The sequence below is a fragment of the Leisingera aquaemixtae genome (genome assembly GCF_001458395.1).
Classification (GTDB): Bacteria; Pseudomonadota; Alphaproteobacteria; order Rhodobacterales; family Rhodobacteraceae; genus Leisingera; species Leisingera aquaemixtae.
This window is the reverse complement of sequence record NZ_CYSR01000009.1, coordinates 87,550-106,011: the sequence shown is the minus strand read 5'-3', so window position 1 is coordinate 106,011 and position 18,462 is coordinate 87,550. Positions and strand designations below refer to the sequence as shown.

The following is an 18,462-nucleotide window of genomic DNA, read 5'->3' as shown; positions in this document are numbered from 1 at the left end:
ATGACCCTCCGCCCCGCCTTTCCGCTGCAAGCGGACACTGACCTGCCGATGCTGCCGTTCCCGGACGTCCGCCAAGCCGTCCTGACGATGGCGCAGGCGCATGAGCTGCCGGTGCTCGAAAACAGCGCCGCCGCCGTCATTGTGGAGATCGCAGGCTTTGGCCACTACCGCTTTGCCGCAAGGAACGGCGGCACGGCAATCGGCGTGTCGGCGGCCCTGCCGGACCGGCTGCACATGCTGAAGGACGGCATCGCCGCGCATCTGGACGAGATCCGGCCCGGGGCCTCCGCCGCCCTGCGCTGGCCCGGCACCGCCGCCGCTGGCAGCCTGCCGCCCAATGTCCATTTCACCACGGTCCAGTCAATCACCCCCATCGGCAGCGCCTTCCTGCGCGTCCGGGTCAAATCCCCGGACCTCGCCAGTTTCCAGGACGACGCCATCCACTTCCGCCTGCTGCTGCCGCCCGCGGGCTGTGCCGCGCCGGACTGGCCCCGGCTGTCGGACAGCGGCGCCACCGTCTGGCCCAAGGGAGAGACCGCGCTGCACCGCCCGGTCTACACCACCCGCTGGATCAGCCATGAGGCCGGGCTGATGGATTTCGACATCTTCCTGCACGACGGAGGGCGGGCCACCGAGTGGGCGCGCAAAGCAACTCCCGGCGACCGGCTGGTCCTTGCCGGTCCCGGCGGCGGCGGCATACCCGACACCTCGAACATCCTGCTGTTCGCCGACGAAACCGCCCTGCCCGCCGCCGCCCGCATTCTGGACAGCCTGCCGCGGGACAGCGCGGGGGAGGCGGTTCTCCTTAGCTCCGAGGGCAAGGACTGCGGCTACCCGGTGACCGCCCCGGCGGGCGTCTCCCTGACCTGGCTGCGCCGCGATGGCGGGTACAGCCTGGCCGAGCGCGCGCTGGCCGCGCGCAAACACGCGCCCGGCCATTTCCTGTGGTTTGCCTGCGAAAAGGCGGAAGTGCAGCGCCTGCGCACAGCCCTCCAGCAGGACAAACCCGCCCCCGGAACCAGCTATATCGCCGCATATTGGAGCCAATCATGACCCGTCGCGCCCAGGCGGCCCTTGCCGCCGTGTTTCTGACCGCCCCGCTGCTTGCAGCCCCGGCTGCCGCGCAGGACTCCCCCGCCGCGCCGGTGCCGCAGATCACCGCAGAGGCCCCGGCGGCAGCCCAGCCCGAAGCCCCCGCAGCCCCCGCTTCAACGGTGCCGCACTCCTCCGCGCCCGCCCCGGCAGCGCCAGCGCCGGACGCGGACGTGCTGGCACCCGCAGACCCGCTCACCCGGCAGCAGGAGCTGGCCCACACCGCCCGCGATACCGCTGCCAAGGCGTTTAAATTCCTGCGCGACGGCGGCCCGTCGATCTGGGCGATTGCGGCGCTGTCCGTGATCACCCTGGCGCTGATCCTGTGGAAGGTCTGGCGCCTGGCGCTGATCGGCGCCTGGTCGCGCGGCAAGGCCGGCCGCGCGGTGGAGGCGTTTGAACGCGGCGACACCGGCACCGCGATGGCCATCGTCAAGGGCCGCATCGGCATCCGCTCCCGGGTGGTGGCCGCGGCCCTGACCGCCCTCGCCGCCCTGCCAGAGGACCGCGCCCGCGAAGAAACCGCCCGGGTGGCCAAGCTGCACCTCGGCAGCGCCGCCACCGGGCTGGGCGCGCTGGAGCTGATTGCCACCATCGCGCCGCTGCTGGGCCTGCTTGGCACCGTGCTGGGGATGATCGCCGCTTTCCAGGCGCTGCAGGCAGCAGGCGCGCGCGCCGATCCGGCCCTGCTGGCGGGCGGCACCTGGGAGGCGCTGCTGACCACCGCCGCGGGCATGGCAGTGGCGATCCCGGCCTCCGCCGCGCTGACCTGGTTCGAGGCGGTGATCCCCCGCATCCGCCGCGACATCGAAGACAGCGCCACCCGGCTGTTCGTGGCGGCAGCGCCCGCAGAGCTGAAACTGGCGGCCGAGTGACGCGATGCTGCTGGATCCGCCCGCCAAACCCCGCCGCAAGCCGAGCCTGACGCCGATGATCGACGTGGTGTTCCTGCTCTTGGTGTTCTTCATGCTGGCCTCGCGCTTTGGCACGGAGGCGGTGCTGGACCTGCCGCTGGCCGGCCAGGGCGGCCCCTACACCGGCCCGCCGCGGCTGATCGGCATCGGGCCCAATAACCTGGACATCAACGGCGTGCCGGTGGCGGACAGCAACCTGGCCCAGGCGCTGGCGCCGCTGATGCAGACGCCCGGCGACATGCTGGTGCTGCTCGGCCGCGGCCAGGCCGGCCTGCAGCGCCTCACCGATGTGACGGCGCTGCTGCGGCAGGCCGGTTTTACCAACTTCGTGCTGGTGGAATGAGGCGCCGCGCATGGACCTGACCGATCCCCCCCGCCGCCCGCGCGCCGAATCCATCGTGCCGATGATCAACGTGGTGTTCCTGCTGCTGATCTTCTTCCTGATGACCTCCCGCCTGGCCCAGCCGGACCCGTTCGAAGTCACCCCGCCCAAGGCCGCGCTGGACACCGAGGCGACGGCGGAGGCCGTGCTCTACATTGATGCGCAAGGCCAGATGCAGTTTGACGGCGCCGGGGGAGAGGCCGCGATTGCCCGGCTGGCCGCGGCCAGCGCGGGCAGCCCCGTGGTGCAGCTGCGGGCCGATGCCGGGCTGGAGGCCGCGGCGCTGGCGCGGATCCTGCGGCAGCTGGCGGCTGCCGGACTCAGCCGGGCCGAACTGACGGTGCGCCCGCAATGAAACGCGCCGCCGAACTCACCGTCTTTGCCGGGATCGCCACGCTTATCCACGCCGCGCTGTTTGCAACCGCGCCCCGCTCCGGCGCCCAGTCGAGCGGCGCGGGCGGCGAGGCGCTGGTTTCGGTCCAGGCCGCCGATGCCACCGTTGCGGACATGGTGGAAGCCTGGCAGCGCCCGCCGCAGGCGGTGCCGCAACTTGAGCCGGATCTGACCCAGCCGCCAACTGTCCCCGCGCCCCCCGCAGTGCCGCAATTCGAGCTGGCCCAGGCGCCGCGCGCGGCCGCGCAGATTGCGCTGGCCCGGCCCGCGCCCGCCGGCACGCTGGAGGTCGACACCGCCGCCCCGCCCCCGCCGCCGCCTGAGGAACAGCCGGAAACCGCAGCCAAGCCGGCCCCCCGCCCCAAGGCGCTGCCCGAACCTCAGCAGGCGCGCAAGGCTGAGCAGACCGCGGCCAGCCGCGCCGGGCAGCGGGCTGCCGGATCCGGCGGCGGCGCCCAGGCCGGGCAGGCCGGAAGCGCTGCCGCTGCCACCGCCCGGGCCGGGCAAGAGGCCAAGCTGCAAGCGGTCTGGGGCGCCAGGATCCGCGCCCGCATCGAACGCCGCAAACGCTTCCCCGCCGGCGCCAGCGGCAGCGGCGTGGCGGTGGTGCGGATCACCGTGTCCCGCTCCGGCCGGCTGCTTGATTACCGGATTGCCAAATCCTCGGGCAGCGCCGCGTTTGACCAAGCGGCGCTGCAGGCGGTCGCCCGCGCCGGGACATTCCCCGCCGCGCCCAAAAAACTCGGCCTCAGCCAGCTCACCTTCACCCTGCCGATGCGCTTCTCGAAATAAGCACAGCTGGCGGCCGTATCAGAAAAAAAGGCCCGCGCTGCCTGCGCGGGCCTTTTCCTTGTGTGAACGCTGCGCGGCGGCTCAGAACTTCGTGGTCAGCGTCAGCGCCACGCTGCGCCCGTCGCCAAAGTAGCAGGCCCCGCCCGCACAGGTGCTGACATAGCGCTCATCGCTCAGGTTGCGCACGTTCATCGACACCAGCCAGTTGTCCTGGCCATAAGACACCGCCGCGTCGTACAGCGTGTAAGACGGCGTCAGATAGGTGCTGGATCCGCCCCAGGCCTCGCCGTTGTAGCGGACCCCGGCGCCGAACGCCCAGCCCTGCAGCCGGCCCTCCTGCGGCTCGTAATTCAGCCACAGCGACGCCGCGTTCTTGGGCACCTGGGCAATGTAGTCGCCCTCGGCATCCTCGGTGTCGAGATAGGTATAGGCGGCATCAACCGTCAGATCGCCAAAGCGGTGATACGCCTCCAGCTCCAGCCCCTTGGCGGTGGCTTCGCCGGTCTGCACCTGAAAGCCGGGGTTGCCGGGATCGGCCACCGTCAGGTTCGATTTGGTCAGGTCGAACACTGCCGCCGTCAGCAGCGTATCGGTGCCAGGCGGCTGGTATTTCACCCCGATTTCAACCTGCTCGCCGCGGGTCGGCTCAAACGGGTTGCCCGCCGCATCGGTGCCGATCGCATCCTGGCGGAAGCTTTCGGCATAGCTGATGTAGGGGGCAACGCCATTGCCGAACCGGTACATCACCGCGGCATTGCCAGTCCACTCGCTGTCCTTGGCGGCGATGGAGGAAGCACCGAAGCTGCCCGTGCTCGGCCCGGTTTCGATATTGCCGTAGCGCAGGCCCAGATCAATGAACAGCCGGTCGTCATAGGCCGCGCGGTGCTGCACATAGGCGCCGGTCTCGGTGATCGAGGTGCCGGGCGTGTCGGCCACGGTGATCGACGGATAACCCGCATAGACGGGGTTGAACGGGTCGATGGGGCCAACCTGGGCGCCATAGCCGGTATCGCTGTCATAATGCCCGCGGCTGTAGCTGACCCCGGCAAAGGTCCGCATGTCAAAGCCGCCAAGCGCATATTCAGCGGTGGCGTAGGCGTCGATTGCCCAGGTCTTCAGCTTGTTTTCCGCGCGGTAGAAAGTGCGGTTGATGGTGCCGTCCGGATTGTACCGGCCGGTGCCGGTGTTGTCGAAGGCCCACCAGGCGTGCTGGTAGAGCGCTTCGGCCTCCAGATAGCGCGCGTTGGCGTTGAGGCTCCAGACCGGGTTGAAGCGGTGCTTGAACATCGCGGTGATGGCGCGCTGCTCGCTGTCGAACCGGTCAAAACCCGGCTCGCCCACGAAGACGCTGCTGGGGAGGAAATCACCGTTGCCGAACCCCGTCGCGGGCAGCAGCGTGCCGTAGATCGAGGCAAACTGGATCAGCGGGCTGCCGTTGTTGTCCTGATAATTGGCCAGCACCGTCAACTCGGTATCCTCATCCGGCCGCCAGGTGATGGACGGCGCCAGCGCCAGCACATCGTCCTGCGAATGATCGACCTGGGTTTCCGAGTCCCACAGCACGCCCACAAACCGGTAGCGCAGGGTGCCGCTGGCGTTCAGATCGCCGCTCACGTCCGCGGCAACCTGCTTGCGGCTATGCGACCCCGCCTGCAGCTGGAACAGGTTCTCAGCATCCTGCGCCGCGGTTTTCGAGGTGGTATTCACCACCCCGCCGACCGAACCGCTGCCATAAAGGCCGGAGGCCGGCCCCTTCAGCACTTCGACGCTGTTCAGCAGGAAGGGTTCCGGCTTGGTGTCGTTGTAAAAGCCGTAACGGGCCGGCAGCCCGTCATGCAGCGTGCTGGCCCTGAAACCGCGGACCAGATACCAGTCCGCACGGTTGTCCAGCCCCCACTGGCCGCCGACGATGCCTGCGGAATACTGCAGCGCCTGCTCCACGTTCTGAGCGCCGCGCGCAGCGATTTCCTGGGCGGTCACAACCGTCACCGACCGCGGCGTCTCCGCTATCGGGTCGCCGGTCTTGGCAATGGTACCGGTCTCCAGCGAAACGCTTTCGCCAAAGAAGCCCTCGCCGCTGTGCTGGTTTACGTTGATTTGTTCAAGCTCGACAACTTCGGCCAGTGCCGGCATGGCTGCCAGCAGGGCGCAAGCTGACGCAGCAGTACGTCGCAGAATCATGTCCCATCTCCGCTATGTGCGGTTGCAATTTCTGCCTGACGTATTGCTGGGTAGGTGCGGGCTAGTAAGGATCGGGCGCGCGGTCAAGCGCCAATCGCCGCCCGCCGGGCCAAAGGCGCGCGGGCGGCCGGGAACAGCAGGTCCCAAGGGTCAAAACTTGCAAAAATGCATCACCTTTGCAGCCCGCGGCCGCCTTTGAGGTGCGCGCAGGATCACACCCCCAGATAGCGGTCCGCCACCTCTGCCGGCAAATCGCCGATGCTGCCGCCCCAGGCATTGCTGCCCTTGTTGAGGATCACCGCGCGGTCGGCGATGGCCGACAGCTCCCGCAGCGACTTGTCCACCACCAGAATGGCCAGCCCCGCCTCGCGCTTGAGCCGCCCGATCGCGGCCCAGATCTCCTGCCGCACCACCGGTGCCAGGCCTTCGGTCGCTTCATCCAGGATCAGCAGGCGCGGGTTGGTCATCAGGGCGCGGCCGATGGTCAGCATCTGCTGCTCGCCGCCCGACAGCGACCCGGCGGTCTGGCTGCGCCGCTCCTCCAGCCGGGGGAACAACTCTGCCACCTTGGCCATATCCCATGGTCCGGGACGGGCCGCGGCGATCAGGTTCTCCTCCACCGTCAGCGGCGCAAAGCAGCGCCGCCCCTCGGGCACCAGCCCGACCCCCAGCCGGGCGATCTTGTAGGACGGCAGCTGGCGCAGGTCATGGCCGTCGAACCGCAGCTCCCCCTTGGAGGGTCCCAGCATCCCGCAGATGGTCTTGATGGTGGTGGATTTGCCCATCCCGTTGCGGCCCATCAGCGCCACCACCTCGCCTTCGCCGATCTCCAGATCGACGCCGAACAAGGCCTGCGCCGGGCCGTAAGAGGCCTCGACGCCCTGTAAGGTCAGCAGGCTCATGCGGCGTCCTCCTCTCCCAGATAGGCGCGGCGCACCTCGGCGTTGGCGCGGATCTCATCCGCGGTACCGGTGGCGATGATCTGGCCGTAGACCAGCACGCTGATCCGGTCCGCGAGCGCAAAGACCGCATCCATGTCATGCTCCACCAGCAGGATCGGCGCCTCCTGCCGCAAACCGTCCAGAAAGCCGGTCAGCGCCTTGGACCCGGCAGCACCCAGCCCCGCCATCGGCTCATCCATCAGGAACAGCCTGGGCTTCAGCGTCAGCGCCACCGCCACCTCCAGCTGGCGGCGCTGGCCGTGCGACAGGTCGGCGGTGCGGCGGTTTGCATCGTCCGTCAGCCCCACCCGCTCCAGCGCGTCGCGCGCCTGTTCCAGCAGCTCCGGATCCTTCATCACGTTGCGGAAGAAATGGAACGGCCGCCCCCGCCCGCCGAGCGCCCCCAGCACCGCGTTCTGCAAAACGGTGTATTCCATCGCCAACGCCGAGATCTGGAACGTCCGCCCCAGCCCCATCCGCGCCCGCGCCACGGTGTCCAGCGCGGTGACGTCCCGGCCCAGCAGCTCCACCCGTCCGCTGTCGGGCGCGATATTGCCCGCGATCTGCTTGATCAGGGTGGATTTGCCCGCCCCGTTCGGCCCGATCAGCGCATGGATTTCACCGGGCCGCAGGTCCAGCGAGACATCTTTGCTGGCCTGCAGCGCGCCATAGCTTTTGTTCAGGCCTTGTACCCTCAGAACCGCCTCAGCCATGCGCCTTCTCCCGTCCTGCCAGCGCACCGATCAGCCCGCCGCGGGCAAACAGCACGATCAGCAGCAAGAGCACCCCAAGGAAGATCTGCCAGTAATCGCTGATGCCGCCCAAAAGGTGCTCCAGAATGATGTACAGCGCCGCACCCGCAACCGGCCCGTAGAGCCGCCCGACCCCGCCCAGGATCACAAAGATCATGATCTCGCCGCTGGTGTGCCAGCTGAGCATGGTCGGGCTGACAAAGCGGTTGAGGTCCGCAAACAGCGCCCCCGCCAGCCCGGTGATGGCGCCGGAGATCACGAATGCCGTCAGCCGCAGGGTAAAGGGCGTCAGCCCCACCGCCTGCACCCTATCCTCGTTCTGGCGCGCCGCCGCCAGCGCCAGCCCGAAGGGCGAGCGCGCCAGCCGGGCGGCAAACACCAGCGCCAGGCACAGGATCACATAGGCGATGGCAAAGAACTGGATCGGGTCCAGAGTGTTGAGGCCCGGAAATTCATTCCTCACCCAGATCGACAGCCCGTCCTCGCCGCCGTAAGCGCTCCAGCTGATCGCGAAGTAATAAAGCATCTGGCCGAAGGCGAGCGTGATCATGATGAAATAAACGCCCGAGGTGCGTAAAGACAGCGCCCCGATCACCAGCGCGGCCAGCGCGCTGAAGACCACCGCCACCAGCCAGATCAGCGGCATCTGGTTGCTGCCCTCGAACAGGAACGGCCAGTCAAACAGCGGCTCATAATTCTGGGCATGGGCGGCCAGGATGCCCATGGCATAGCCGCCGATCCCGAAAAACGCCGCATGACCCAGGCTGATCAGCCCGCCAAGGCCAAGGGCGATGTTCAGCCCCACCCCCGCCAGCGCCAGGATCGCCGCCTTGGTCGCCAGGGTGATGATGAACGGCTCATCCAAGCTCCACGCCGCCAGCGGCACCAGCAGCAGCGCCGCAATCATCGCCCAGTTGAGCAGGCTCTCGCGCGTCAGCATCATGCGCTCCCTCCATAAAGGCCAGAGGGGCGCACCAGCAGGATTGCCGCCATCAGAATGTAAATCAGCATCGAGGCCAGCGACGCCCCGGCAGAGGCCGCGCTGGCCGGGTCCAGGAACAGCGCAAACAGCTGCGGCAGGAACACGCCGCCCAGGGTGTCGGTCATCCCCACCAAGAGCGCACCGGCCAGCGCGCCCTTGATGGAGCCGATACCGCCGATCACGATCACCACGAAGGCGAGGATCAGCACCGGCTCGCCCATGCCGACCTGCACCGACTGGATCGCGCCGACCAGCGCGCCCGCCAGCCCCGCCAGCGCCGCGCCCAGGGCAAAGACCAGCGTGTAGAGTTTCGAGATATCAACGCCAAGCGCGGCAATCATCTCACGGTCGGCCTCGCCCGCGCGGATCTGGATGCCGATGCGGGTGCGCGCGATCAGCAGGAACAGCCCGGCAGCAATCCCCAGCCCGATCAGGATGATGGTCAGCCGGTAGAGCGGGTATTCAATGCCGCCCGGCAGGCTCACCGGCCCGGACAGGTAGGATGGCACATCCAGGAACAGCGGGAAGGAGCCGAACAGCCAGCGGGTGCCTTCGGAAAAGATCAGGATCAGCGCGAATGTCGCCAGCACCTGGTCCAGATGGTCGCGCCGGTAAAGGCGCCGGATCACCACCAGCTCCATCAGCGCGCCGGCGGCGGCAGCGGCGGCCAGGCTTGCGATCAGCGCCAGCAGGAACGAACCGGTCCAGCCCGCAACGGCGGCCGCCGCAAAGGCCCCCACCATGTAAAGCGAGCCATGGGCGAGGTTGATCAGCCCCATCACCCCGAACACCAGCGTCAGCCCGGCTGCCATCAGGAACAGCATCACCCCGAGCTGGAGCCCATTCAGGATCTGCTCCAGAACTAGAATATAAGTCATTTTCGGATTTCCGCGGGGAAGCCTGGCCGTTTGCGGAGACGCCGCACAAGGCGTCTCCGCTCAGGGGCTTAGCTTACATCTTGCACTCGCCGCCATAGGCGTCGGCGTGGTCTTTCAGGCCGGTGGCGATGATCTTGTTGGTAAAGACATCGCCTTCCTTGATCACTTCGCGGACGTAAATGTCCTGGATCGGGTGATGGTTGTCCCCGAACTTGAAGCTGCCGCGCACGGAGGCGAAATCCGCCGCCTTCAGGGCCGCGCGGAAGGCGTCCTGATCGGCAGGCTCCGCCTTGTCCAGCGCGCTCAGGATCAGGTTGGCGGTGTCAAAGCCCTGGCTGGCGTAAAGCGACGGCAGGCGGCCGTATTTCTCCTGGAAGGAGGCGACAAATTCGGCGTTCGCCTCATTGTCGATGTCCTTGTTCCACTGCGAGGTGTTCTTCACCCCCAGCGCCGCGTCGCCGACGGCCTGCAGGATGCCCTGATCAAAGGAAAACGCAGGGCCGACCACCGGCAGATCGACGCCGCTGCCCGCATACTGCTTGAGGAAGGAAATCCCCATGCCGCCGGGCAGGAAGAAATAGACCGAGTCGGCACCGGAGGCCCGGATCTGCGCAATCTCGGCGGCGTAATCGGTCTGGCCCAGCTTGGTGTAGATCTCCCCCGCCAGTTCGCCCTCATACATCCGCTTGTAGCCGGTCAGCGCGTCCTGCCCCGCCGGATAGTTCGGTGCCAGGATGAAGCTGTTCTTCAGCCCCGCCTCATTGGCATAGGCGCCCGCGGCCTCGTGCAGGTTGTCGTTCTGCCAGGCGACGTTGAAATAATTCTGGTGGCAGCGCTTGCCTGCCAGCGCCGAGGGACCGGCGTTGGGCGACAGGTAGAACACGCCCTGCGCGGTTGCGGCGGGCACCACAGCCATCGCCAGGTTCGACCAGATGATGCCGGTCATGATGTCCCCCTTCTCGGACTGGATCATCCGGTCGGCAATCTGCACCGCCGCTTCAGGCTTGCGCTGATCGTCCTCGATCACCACCTCGACGCCCTCGCGGCCGTCCTGTTCGATCGCCAGCATGAAACCGTCGCGCACATCCACACCCAGCCCCGCGCCGCCGCCGGACAGGGTGGTGATCATGCCGATCTTGGTGTCGGCCTGGGCCGCAGCCGCCAGCGCCGGGACCGCCGCTGCCATGGCGAGCATCCGAATGGTCTTCATTACGTCTTTCCTCCCAGAATGTGCCCCGGCCCTTGGGCCTGGGTTCTTGATCAAATGCTTGCGGCTTTACCGCCGCCCCGGCAGACGCCAAGACCGGCAAAAGCCCGCATCTCCCCGGCTGATCTCGCGCCAGCCCTCGGGATGAGCCTACGCAGGCTTGGATTATTATTTCAAGCATAAAATATGTAGGGAAATATTGTTGCCCTATTTCCCCGCAGCCCGTTCAAATGCGTCAGCGGCAGAAGCGAGGGGCCGGCCCCTCGCGCTCCCCGGAGTATTTGGGGAAAGATGAAACAACGGGGGTTTCCCGGTGCCGGGCGCACCGGTCAGGCTGGCGCGAAGAAGGCCGCCAGATGGTCGATCAAGGCCCGGATCCGCGCCGTCAGATGGCGGCTGGGGGGATACACCGCATAAAGCGTGATCGGATCGGTTTCCTGTTTTTCGAAAAGCACTTGCAGCCTGCCGTCCCGCAGAAACGGCAGCGCGGTGTAATGCGGGCAGCGGGCAATGCCCAGGCCATGGGCCGCCATATGCGCCACCGCCCGCGGCGAGTTGGCCCGGAAGCTGCCGCCGACGGCGATGGTTCGCGCCCCGCTGCCGCCCCCGAAGGCCCAGACCTCCGGCTGCGGCGCGGTGGTGAGCAGCAGGCAGTTGTGGGTAGTCAGCGCCTCCGGCTCGGCAGGCTCGCCATGGGCGGCCAGGTACTCTGGAGAGGCCACCACCACCCGGCGCATGCGGCACAGCTTGCGCGCCACAAGCGTCGAATCCTTCAACGCGCCAAAACGGACCGCCAGATCCACCCCCTCCTCCAGAATCGGCAGGTGGCGGTCGGACAGCACCAGCTCCACCGCCACCTTGGGGTGCGCCTGCTGGAAGGTGTGCAGCGCCTCCACCAGCTCGCGGCTGCCGAGGCCAGTGGGGGCGGTGATGCGGACCGGGCCTGCCAGCTCCTGCTGGCGCAGCTGCACCACGTCCTCCAGCTCGTCGAACTGATCTAGCAGCGGCAGGCAGCGCTCCAGATAGGCCCGCCCGGTGTCGGTCAGCGTCACCTTGCGGGTGGTGCGATTGAGCAGCTGCGCGCCCAGCTGCTCCTCCAGCCGGGCGACGTACTTGCTGGCCAGCTTGGTGCTGATCCCCATCTGCCGGGCGCCGCCGGTAAAGGAGCTTTGCGCCGCCACCGCGGCAAAGGTGCGCATACAGTCCAGCTTGTCCATCGCGGGGGCTCCCATCGCCGGTTTATGAATGCAATGTACATAATCATTCCACAACAAGGAATATTATCGCCAATGCCCAAGCGGCGTATCTTCCGGGTGTCTTCACAACCCCACGGCACATGCCAAGCAAAAGGACCCCAGACATGCCCCAGACCCTCCGCATTCACGGCTTCCCCCTGTCCGGCCATTCCCACCGGGTGGAGCTGTTCGCCAGCCTCGCCGGGATCGCCCATGAGGTGGTCACCGTCGACCTTGCCGCGGGCGAGCACAAGCAGCCGCCGTTCCTGGCGCTGAACCCCGCAGGCCAGGTGCCGGTGATCGAGGACGGCGAAACCGTCATCAGCGACTCCAACGCCATCCTGGTCTACCTCGCCCGCAAATACGCCCCGTCCTGGCTGCCTTCTGACCCAGTGCAGGAGGCCGAGGTGCAGAAGTTCCTGACCCTGGCCGCGGGCGAGATCGCCTTCGGCCCGGCGGCGGCACGGCTGATCACCGTCTTCAATGCGCCGCTCGATGCAGACTTCTGCGCCACTGTGGCCGCCCGCGTGCTGGGCAAGATCGACGCCCATATGGAGGGCCGCTCCTTCCTGGTCGGCGACGCCCCCACAATCGCCGACGCGGCGGTTTACTCCTACGTCGCCCACGCGCCCGAAGGCGGCATCTCGCTGGCCCCCTACCCCAACGTGCGCGCCCTGCTGGCCAATATCGAAGGGCTGAAAGGCTTCAAGCCGATGCCCGTCACCAAGGCCGGCCTGGCGGCCTGATCCCGCCCTAACCTTAGCGCGTGGCGGCCTGATCGAAGGCCGCCGCGCACCCCTCTCAGCCAGCAGGAGGTTTCCATGACTCCCTTTGACGCAAACACTCCCTCCCCCTTCCACGAAGGCGAACAGGAAATGCAGCGCCGCGCCGGCAAGCGCGAGGTGATGGAGACCTTCGGCCGCCGGGTGATCCGCAGCTTCATGCCGGATCAGCACCGGTTGTTCTATGCCCAGCTGCCGTTTCTGGCGGCGGGTGCCGTGGACAGCGACGGCTGGCCCTGGGCCAGCCTGCTGAGCGGCCCGCCCGGATTCGCCGCCTCCCCGGATCCCCAGCACCTGGATATCGCGCTGGCGCCGGATCCCCGCGATCCGGTGCAGGCGGCGATCCGCGAAGGTGCCGCAGTTGGATTGCTTGGGATCGAACTGCACAGCCGCCGCCGCAACCGGGTCAACGGGCGGGTGTCGGCGGCCGGTCCCGATGGCTTTACCCTGCGGGTCGACCAGTCCTTCGGCAATTGCCCGCAGTATATCCAGCTGCGCGGCCTGCAACCGGCTGAACAGCACGCCCCCGCGCAGCCGCAGCCCTTCACCGGCCTCAGCGGCAGCCACGCCGCGCTGATCGCCGGGGCCGACATGTTCTTTGCCGCCAGCCACGTCCCCGCCGCCAGCCGCCCGGAGCGCGAAGGCGTCGATGTCTCGCACCGCGGCGGGCGGCCCGGCTTTGTCCGCATCGACGGGAACCGCCTGACGATCCCCGATTTCCCCGGCAACAACCACTTCAACACGCTGGGAAATTTCCTGCTGAACCCGCGTGCGGGCCTGGTGTTCCCGGACTTCACCACCGGCAGCCTGCTGCTGCTCACCGGCACCGTCGAGCTGCTGGAGGAAACGCATCCCGAGGTCACCGCCTTCCAAGGCGCCGAGCGCGGCTGGCGGTTCACCCTGCATAAAGGCATCTGGCTGGACGGCATTCTGCCCCTGCGCGCCGAGCGCGGTGCGTTTTCGCCCAACACGCTGATGACGGACACGTGGGCAGAGGCAGAGGCACGCTCCAGGCTGGACCAGCAGCGCAGCACCTGGCGCCGCTACCGGGTGGCAAGGACAGAGATGGAAAGCACCGTGATCCGCTCCTTCTATCTGGAGCCGGAGGACGGCGGCCCGCTGCTGCCGTTTAAGGCCGGGCAGTTCCTGACCATCCGTCTCACGCCGCCCGGCGCAAAGGCGCCGCTGGTGCGAACCTACACAGTGTCCTCCGCCCCCGGCGAGGGCCAGTACCGCATCTCGGTCAAGCGCGAGGAGGCCGGAACTATGTCCCGCCACCTGCACGCCCATCTGCAAACCGGCGCGGTGATCGAGGCCAAGGCGCCGCGCGGCGGGTTCTTCCTGGACACCACAGCGGACCGCCCGGCGGTTCTGATCGCCGGCGGCGTCGGCGTCACCCCGATGATCGCCATGGCGCGCCACGCGCTGCGCGAGGGGGTCCGCACCCGGCATCTGCGCCCGCTGACGATCTTGCACGCCGCCCGCACCACTCAGGACCGCGCCTTTGCCCGCGAGTTCCGTAGTCTGGAGCAGGCCTCCGGCGGCCGGATCCGCTATATCTCGCTGATCAGCGCGCCCGCTGCGCAGGAGGCGGCAGGCCGCGATTTCGATCATGCCGGACGGCTCAGCGCCGAAATCCTGCAGCAGGTGCTGCCGCAGACGGACGCCGATGTTTACCTCTGTGGCCCGGGCGGGTTCATGCAGACGGCCTATGACGGTCTGCTCAGCCTTGGCGTCAAGGACGCAGACATCCATGCCGAGGCCTTCGGCCCCTCCGCGCTGACACGCGCCCCGGCCCTCGGGGACACTGTTCCAGAAGCGGACTCCGCCATCGTCCGCTTCACGAAATCCGGGTTTGAGCAGCCCTGGACCCCGGCGGACGGCACCCTGCTGGAGCTGGCCGAACGCCACGGGCTGACGCCGGAGTTCAGCTGCCGCGCGGGCACTTGCGGCAGTTGCGCCACCCGGCTGGCGGCAGGCAAGGTTGCCTACCGCACCCCGCCCGCCGCCGCACCCCAGGACGGCGATGCCCTGATCTGCTGCGCGGTCCCGGCAACAGATACGATTGAACTGGACCTGTGACCCCGCACGACACGCCGCTTAGGCTGCGCAAGGGTCTGCCGGGGGAGCGCCTACCGCCTGTTGTGGAAGATGAAGCCGATGAAGTTCAGCAAAAGCTGCGCGGCCAGGATCTGGGTGCTTTCGGTGGGATCATAGGCGGGGGCGACCTCCACCAGGTCGATGCCCGCCACATCGCCGCGCTTGCTGAGGCCCTGCAGCAGTTCCAGCACGTCGTAATACAGAAACCCGCCGTGGCTGGGGGTGCCGGTGCCGGGCGCAATCGACGGGCAGAAGGCATCAATGTCGATGGTCACGTAATAGCGCGCGCCTTCCGGGATACGCTCCAGCACCGCGTCAGCCCCCAGCTTGCGCACCTGGCGCACCGACAGAATGTCGGACCCGCGCGCGCGGGCGTCCTCATACCCTTCGCGCGCGGTGGAGGAAACATTGCGGATCCCCAGCTGCGTCATGCCGCAGACGTAATCCTTTTCGATCGCGCGGCGCATCGGGTTGCCGTGGCCGATGGTGACGCCCTTGCGCGTATCGACAAAGTCCAGATGCGCGTCGATCTGGACCACATGCAGGGGGCCGTTCCGGGCGCAATCCTGTGCAAAGGCATTGATGCAGGGAATGTTGACAGAATGGTCGCCGCCGATGACCACCGGCAGCGCGCCGGCCTCCAGGATCTTCGTCACCCCGTATTCGATACCGGCGTGGCTTTCCTCCGTCTTGGTGTGGATGATGTCGGCATCGCCCAAGTCAGCGATGCGCACGTCTTCGCCCAGATAGGTGGCGTCATCCTCGTGGTCATAGGCGCCGGCATGGCCGAAGCTGAACAGCGTCGAGGCCTCGCGCACCGCCCGCGGCCCGAACCGCGCGCCGGGGCGGTACTGGCAGCCGGAGTCAAAGGGCGCGCCGAGGATGGCAACATCGGCATCAATCGCGTCCCAATCCTGCACATAGGGCGCCTTGCCAAAGGTGGCGATGCCGACAAAGGGCAGGTTCAGGCGGCCGGTTTCGTAACTGTGTCCAGGCATGGGCATCTCCGTCATCAGGTTTCACAGCACCTCAGCACGGGTCATTGCATGAAAAAATATCATGTTGCTTATCCTTACATAAGGTGAACTCATGTAAGTCCAGACCGGCCGCCGGGGAGGGCCAGCGCCATGAAACTGCTGCGCAGCACGCTGCTGGAAACCTTTGTCACCGTCGCCGAATGCGGCGGGTTTTCCGAGGCGCAATACGCGCTGGGGATCACCCAGCCGGCCATCAGCCTGCGCATCCGCGATCTGGAAACCGCGCTTGGCTACCGGCTGTGCGAGCGCGGCCGCGGCGGCTTCCGCCTGACCGAACGGGGCGAGGCCGCCTGCCGCAAGGCCCGCAGCATCCTGCGCAGCGCCCGCGATTTCGACGCCGAGCTGCTGGAGCTGCGCGATGCCGTCACCGGCAGCCTGCGCATCGGCGTGGCGGATGCGGTCAGCAGCCTGCCCGGCCTCAACCTGGTGCAGGCGCTGCAGGCGTTCCTGTCCCGCCCGAACGAGGTGCGGCTGGAAATCACCGTCGCCTCCCCGGCGGAGCTGACCCGGCAGCTGACCACCGGCGCGCTGCACGCCGCCATCGCGCCGTTCCGCACCCAAAGCGCCGGCCTGGCGTATGAGCCGCTGTGCCGCGAGGAGCACCGGCTTTACTGCGGCCGGGGCCACCCGCTGTTCCCCCTGCCGCCGCAGCAGGTCAGCCCGCAGGCGGTTGCGCAGCACCCGCTCTGCCAGCGCTCCTATGACATGCTGGTCTCCCCCGATCTCGGCAACCCCGACCCGCAGGCGGTCGTTGCCAACATGGAGGCGATGGCGATGCTGATCGAAACCGGCCAGTACCTCGGCCCGCTGCCGCTGCATTATGCCGAAAGCCGGGTGCGCGCGGGCCGCCTGCGCGAGCTGTCACACCCGCAGCTGCGCTGGCACTCCGCGTTTTCGCTCGCCACCCGGCGCAGCCAGATCCGCAGCCGCGCGGTGGAGCTGTTCGTCGAGGACGTCCGCGCCGCCTGCACGCCCGCACCCGCCGCCTCCCCGTGACTTGCCTGCGGCCTGCCCGCAGGCTGGACATCTTTTGCCCGGCTGGCGCACTATCGCGATCAGTATCCAGGCCCGCGCTGCGGGGGAACCAAACAGGCCTGCCAGCCGTTATCCTGTGGGGACTCCGGCCCCGCGGGCAGCCTGCCCTTCCCCCGCCGCCGGCGCGGCTCCTGAGGAAGTGATCGGCCCGTGAATGCAATATCTGCGGCCAATGCGCATTCTGTAACGGCATAAGCCAGGCGTGCGGACCCAGCCGCGCCACAAGCCCCTGAAGGAGCGATGGAAAACATGTCCCAGATATCCAGCACCGTCCTGGCGCTGCTTGAATTCCTGTCCTACGCTTTCATCTTCGCCATCGGGGCGGGCCTGTTGTGGCTGATCGTTCTCTATGTCCGCGACAAGACCCAGACCGACAGCACCCTGCGGCGCAACTATCCGGTGATTGCCCGCTTCCGCTATCTGTTTGAGCATCTGGGCGAATTCTTCCGGCAGTATTTCTTTGCCCTCGACCGCGAGGAGATGCCGTTCAACCGCGCCGAACGCTCCTGGGTCTACCGTGCCGCCAAGAATGTGGATTCCACCGTCGCCTTCGGCTCCACCCGCGATCTGCGGCGGCCCGCCACCGTCTATTTCGCCAACTGCCCGTTCCCGTCGCTGTCGCATGAGGCCTCGCCCCCGGCCGAAATCACCATCGGCCCCCATGCCCGCCACCCCTACACCACCAGCTCGATCTTCAATATCTCCGGCATGAGCTATGGCGCGATTTCGGTGCCCGCGGTGCGGGCGCTGTCGCATGGCGCCAAAAAGGCCGGCATCTGGCTCAACACCGGCGAGGGCGGCCTGTCGCCCTACCATCTGGAGGGCGGCTGCGACCTCGTGTTCCAGATCGGCACCGGCAAATTCGGCGTCCGCAAGCCCGAAGGCGGCTTTGACGAGGACAAGCTGCGCGCAGTGGCGGCGCATGACACCGTCCGCATGTTCGAACTGAAGCTCAGCCAGGGCGCCAAACCCGGCAAGGGCGGCATCCTGCCCGGCGCCAAGGTGACCCAGGAAATCGCCGAAATCCGCGGCCTCACCCCGGGCGAGGACGCAATCAGCCCCAACCGCCACCCGGAAATCGACTGCGTCGGCGATCTTTTGGACATGATCGCCTATGTCCGTGAGGTGACCGGCAAGCCGGTGGGGTTCAAGGCGGTGCTGGGCGCCTATGGCTTTATCGAGGGCATGTGCCAGGAGGTCCTCTCCCGCGGCATCGAAAGCGCCCCGGATTTCATCACCATCGACAGCGCCGACGGCGGCACCGGCGCCGACCCGATGAGCCTGATCGACAACATGGGGATGCCGCTGCGCGAAAGCCTGCCGCTGGCCGTCGACACCCTGATCCGCTACGGCCTGCGCGACCGGATCAAGGTCTGCGCCAGCGGCAAGCTGATCAACCCGTCAGAGGTCGCCTGGGCGTTCTGCGCCGGGGCCGATTTCGTCAACTCCGCCCGCGGCTTCATGTTTGCGCTCGGCTGCATCCAGGCGCTGCAGTGCAACAAGAACACCTGCCCCACCGGCATCACCACCCACGACCGCAGGCTGCAATTCGGCCTCGACCCGGCCAGCAAGTCCGAGCGGGTCGCCTATTACGCCCGCAACATGAAAAAGGAGGTCGGCATCATCGCCCACAGCTGCGGCGTGGCAGAGCCGCGGCTCTTGAAACGCTACCATGCGCGCATCGTGCTGGATACCGGCCGTTCCGTCTCGATGGATGAGCTGTATCCGACGCCGGAACAGCAGCACGCCGCACAATAAG

The 18,462-nt window shown here is 67.5% G+C and carries 17 protein-coding genes; 9 read left to right on the top strand and 8 right to left on the bottom strand.

Features of this window, described 5'->3' with window-relative positions:
* From PHA8399_RS03635 to PHA8399_RS03615, 5 genes are read left to right on the top strand one after another with little or no spacing between them, the layout of a single operon-like run.
* Positions 1–1,053 (top strand): siderophore-interacting protein, encoded by a 1,053-nt coding sequence (locus tag PHA8399_RS03635; protein WP_058284851.1) that lies wholly within the window; start codon positions 1–3, stop codon positions 1,051–1,053.
* Positions 1,050–1,967: a MotA/TolQ/ExbB proton channel family protein gene (locus PHA8399_RS03630; protein WP_058284830.1), complete on the top strand. Its 918-nt coding sequence runs from the start codon at positions 1,050–1,052 to the stop codon at positions 1,965–1,967. The genes PHA8399_RS03635 and PHA8399_RS03630 overlap by 4 nt, the downstream gene beginning before the upstream one ends.
* A gap of 4 nt (positions 1,968–1,971) precedes the next feature.
* Complete coding sequence (locus PHA8399_RS03625; RefSeq protein WP_058284829.1) at positions 1,972–2,349, top strand: ExbD/TolR family protein; 378 nt, start codon at positions 1,972–1,974, stop codon at positions 2,347–2,349.
* Between the two features lie 10 nt (positions 2,350–2,359).
* On the top strand, positions 2,360–2,743 hold the full coding sequence (locus tag PHA8399_RS03620) for an ExbD/TolR family protein (protein ID WP_058284828.1): 384 nt from the start codon (positions 2,360–2,362) through the stop codon (positions 2,741–2,743).
* Complete coding sequence (locus tag PHA8399_RS03615; RefSeq protein WP_058284827.1) at positions 2,740–3,573, top strand: energy transducer TonB; 834 nt, start codon at positions 2,740–2,742, stop codon at positions 3,571–3,573. Before PHA8399_RS03620 ends, PHA8399_RS03615 begins: the two co-directional genes overlap by 4 nt.
* An 81-nt stretch (positions 3,574–3,654) precedes the next feature.
* Here PHA8399_RS03615 and PHA8399_RS03610 read toward each other — a convergent pair whose 3' ends face one another.
* The 7 genes from PHA8399_RS03610 to PHA8399_RS03580 form a co-directional block, all read right to left on the bottom strand.
* Positions 3,655–5,754 carry a TonB-dependent siderophore receptor gene (locus tag PHA8399_RS03610; RefSeq protein WP_082649456.1) on the bottom strand — a complete coding sequence of 700 codons (2,100 nt, stop codon included), beginning with the start codon at positions 5,752–5,754 and terminating at the stop codon, positions 3,655–3,657.
* 212 nt (positions 5,755–5,966) lie between these two features.
* On the bottom strand, positions 5,967–6,656 hold the full coding sequence (locus tag PHA8399_RS03605) for an ABC transporter ATP-binding protein (RefSeq protein ID WP_058284826.1): 690 nt from the start codon (positions 6,654–6,656) through the stop codon (positions 5,967–5,969).
* Entirely contained in the window at positions 6,653–7,408 is a 756-nt protein-coding gene (locus tag PHA8399_RS03600; RefSeq protein ID WP_058284825.1) for an ABC transporter ATP-binding protein, read from the bottom strand. The genes PHA8399_RS03605 and PHA8399_RS03600 overlap by 4 nt, the downstream gene beginning before the upstream one ends.
* A complete protein-coding gene (locus tag PHA8399_RS03595) occupies positions 7,401–8,390 on the bottom strand; it encodes a branched-chain amino acid ABC transporter permease (RefSeq protein WP_058284824.1) in 990 nt (329 codons plus the stop codon). Before PHA8399_RS03595 ends, PHA8399_RS03600 begins: the two co-directional genes overlap by 8 nt.
* Entirely contained in the window at positions 8,387–9,307 is a 921-nt protein-coding gene (locus PHA8399_RS03590) for a branched-chain amino acid ABC transporter permease (RefSeq protein ID WP_058284823.1), read from the bottom strand. Before PHA8399_RS03590 ends, PHA8399_RS03595 begins: the two co-directional genes overlap by 4 nt.
* Before the next feature lie 73 nt (positions 9,308–9,380).
* Positions 9,381–10,517 carry an ABC transporter substrate-binding protein gene (locus tag PHA8399_RS03585; protein WP_058284822.1) on the bottom strand — a complete coding sequence of 379 codons (1,137 nt, stop codon included), beginning with the start codon at positions 10,515–10,517 and terminating at the stop codon, positions 9,381–9,383.
* A gap of 326 nt (positions 10,518–10,843) precedes the next feature.
* Positions 10,844–11,731 (bottom strand): LysR family transcriptional regulator, encoded by an 888-nt coding sequence (locus PHA8399_RS03580; RefSeq protein WP_058284821.1) that lies wholly within the window; start codon positions 11,729–11,731, stop codon positions 10,844–10,846.
* Positions 11,732–11,874: 143 nt separating this feature from the next.
* Here PHA8399_RS03580 and PHA8399_RS03575 point away from each other — a divergent pair, with 143 nt between their 5' ends.
* Together PHA8399_RS03575 and PHA8399_RS03570 are read left to right on the top strand one after the other, a co-directional pair.
* Complete coding sequence (locus tag PHA8399_RS03575) at positions 11,875–12,495, top strand: glutathione S-transferase family protein (protein WP_058284820.1); 621 nt, start codon at positions 11,875–11,877, stop codon at positions 12,493–12,495.
* Positions 12,496–12,570: 75 nt separating this feature from the next.
* Positions 12,571–14,613, top strand: a complete 2,043-nt coding sequence (locus tag PHA8399_RS03570; RefSeq protein ID WP_058284819.1) for a 2Fe-2S iron-sulfur cluster-binding protein — start codon at positions 12,571–12,573, stop codon at positions 14,611–14,613.
* A 50-nt stretch (positions 14,614–14,663) separates the two neighbouring features.
* Here PHA8399_RS03570 and speB read toward each other — a convergent pair whose 3' ends face one another.
* Positions 14,664–15,629 (bottom strand): agmatinase, encoded by a 966-nt coding sequence (speB, locus tag PHA8399_RS03565; RefSeq protein ID WP_058284849.1) that lies wholly within the window; start codon positions 15,627–15,629, stop codon positions 14,664–14,666.
* Between the two features lie 129 nt (positions 15,630–15,758).
* On the opposite strand from speB, the gene PHA8399_RS03560 reads away from it, so the two are divergent.
* Both PHA8399_RS03560 and PHA8399_RS03555 read left to right on the top strand, forming a co-directional pair.
* Positions 15,759–16,664 (top strand): LysR family transcriptional regulator, encoded by a 906-nt coding sequence (locus tag PHA8399_RS03560; RefSeq protein ID WP_058284818.1) that lies wholly within the window; start codon positions 15,759–15,761, stop codon positions 16,662–16,664.
* A gap of 288 nt (positions 16,665–16,952) precedes the next feature.
* Entirely contained in the window at positions 16,953–18,461 is a 1,509-nt protein-coding gene (locus tag PHA8399_RS03555; protein ID WP_058284848.1) for an FMN-binding glutamate synthase family protein, read from the top strand.
* Position 18,462: the final 1 nt, after the last annotated feature.